Genomic DNA, 1,970 nt, shown 5'->3' on the forward strand with positions numbered 1-1,970 from the left:
GGCTGGAAGGGCCGGATTCGCCGATCGCCAAGGCCTTGGCGACCCCTCGCGACGAGCGGCAAGATATTGGCGAGCGCGGCATCAGCCTCGCGGACCGTGTCAGGGCCTTGCAGAAGGCCAACGCAAGCAACTGATCCGAATGCCGTGGCGAGCGGAGCGTCTTGGTCGCTGCGCCGCTATCGTTTCGAGAAGTGATGCAGGGCAATGGCCGATGCGGCTGCAACGTTCAGGCTGTCGAATCCCTCCGCCATGCCGATCCGTACGGTCCGCAGGCGACTGAGCAGGGTCTCGGGCAGGCCTTCGCCTTCCGTGCCGAGAAAGAGGGCCAGCCGAGACGTTCTTTCCGCAGCGCGGATGTCCGTTTCGCCGCGCGGCGAGAGCGCGAACTGGGCGAAACCCATCCGGTCAAGCGTTGCGGCCAAGCTCATCGCATTGTCGAAGGAGCCGAAGGGCACCTTCAGCGCCGCGCCGACCGAAACGCGGATCGCCTTGCGGTAAAGCGGATCACAGCAGGTGGGATCGAGAAGCACGGCGTCCGCGCCAAAGGCTGCGGCGTTGCGGAAGATCGAGCCCATATTGTCATGATTGGATATGCCGACCAGAACCACGACCAACGCGCTTGCCGGCAAGGTTTCGAGCAGCACCTCGGCCGGTTGAGGAGAGCCCCGAACGCCAATCGCCAATACGCCGCGATGCATGTGAAAGCCGGCGATCCGGTCCATGACGTCGCCGTTTACGACATAGATCGGGAGGTCGGCTGGCGCCTTGCGCAAGACACCTTCGAGGCCCGCCCGCCTGTTCTCCAGAATGAGGGCCGATTCCGCCGCGAAGCGTCCGGCCGACAGCAGAAGATCCAGCACCACCTTGCCTTCGGCGACGAAGCGCCCATGTCGGCCGACGAGATCGCGCTCGCGGATATCGAGATAGGCGGCGACACGCGGATCCCGCGGGTCGTCGACAGGGATGAGGTTCATAGAAATCTCGCCGGCGAACGATCATCAGCAAGGTAAGGGGCTTTGCAGAGCCCGGGTCAAGTCCCGGCGCGGCGCATCCTGTAGGCCATCTGAGACAGGTCGCCGTCGCCGAAAATGCCTTCCAGCGTGCGAAGCAGCTCGCGCACCGCGTCGGAGTTGCAGGAATAATAGATCATCTGGCGATCGCGACGCGTCTCGACGATATCAAGCGCTCTCAGCTTGGCCAAATGCTGCGACAGAGCGGACTGGCTCAACTGGACTTTCTCGGCGATGGCGCCGACGGACATTTCGCCCTCGATCAGATAGCTGACGATCAGCAGCCGCTTTTCATTGCCCATGAGCGTCAGAAACGCGGCAGCCGATTCGGCGTTGGCGACTAGCTTGCTTGAGATCATGGATCCCCCATGTTTTCTGGCTCATCCAGCTGCCATGGGGGCAATGGCGGCTGATTTCCACGATATTCAGGTCAGGGAGCGCCGCTGAATCGGCGCTGCAACAAAAGGTAGATCATTTTACCTAAATCTCAAGAGTTGCTTTCGATCCGGGACGATTAACTTTCGCTACTGTGCCCGGCCTGCGGCGCGCCCGGCCTTTGCCATCTCGACCAGCACGGACCGCAACTCGCCGGCAGTGCCGAGAGGCCGAGGGAAGAAGACCCTGCAGGTGGCATCCGGAGAAGCCAGATCCATGCCGTCCGCATCGAAACCCGTAGCGATCCAGCCATCGCCTTCGGCCCGGCCGAAATGGCGCGCATAAATGCAAAGCGCATCGCGATGGTCGGCATTCATGTGGTCCAGCGCCGACTGTTCGCTGGCCGCCAGCTCCTCGACGATCGGGCCGCCGGCGATCAGGTCGGCGCGATCCAGAAGATAGGCTTTGCCGAAGCCGCCATTGAGACTGGCGCGTTCAGGCTCGAGCCGGAATATCGAGAAGTCGCCGAGCCCGGCATAGAGTTTCGCCTTCGGATTGCGGTTGAGATAGCGCCGTTCGGCGCGG

At 62.6% G+C, this 1,970-nt stretch carries 3 protein-coding genes; all 3 read right to left on the reverse strand.

What is annotated here, in order from left to right; translation table 11 throughout:
• Window positions 1-176 precede the first annotated feature (176 nt).
• Entirely contained in the window at window positions 177-974 is a 798-nt protein-coding gene (locus EOA49_RS31715) for an RNA methyltransferase (protein ID WP_067326385.1), read from the reverse strand.
• 56 nt (window positions 975-1,030) lie between these two features.
• Window positions 1,031-1,369 (reverse strand): metalloregulator ArsR/SmtB family transcription factor, encoded by a 339-nt coding sequence (locus tag EOA49_RS31720; protein ID WP_066994170.1) that lies wholly within the window; start codon window positions 1,367-1,369, stop codon window positions 1,031-1,033.
• A gap of 165 nt (window positions 1,370-1,534) precedes the next feature.
• Window positions 1,535-1,970, reverse strand: a 436-nt coding sequence (locus EOA49_RS31725; protein WP_127243587.1) for a DUF2470 domain-containing protein, incomplete at its 5' end; no start/stop codon positions are given.

It is taken from the genome of Mesorhizobium sp. M1A.F.Ca.IN.020.04.1.1 (assembly GCF_003997315.1).
In the GTDB taxonomy this organism is placed as follows: Bacteria; Pseudomonadota; Alphaproteobacteria; order Rhizobiales; family Rhizobiaceae; genus Mesorhizobium.

What these genes read in the sequence shown, in the direction of transcription:
- EOA49_RS31720 (WP_066994170.1), bottom strand. Translation starts at nt 1,369, where the DNA reads ATGATCTCAAGCAAGCTAGTCGCCAACGCCGAATCGGCTGCCGCGTTT.
- EOA49_RS31715 (WP_067326385.1), bottom strand. Translation starts at nt 974, where the DNA reads ATGAACCTCATCCCTGTCGACGACCCGCGGGATCCGCGTGTCGCCGCC.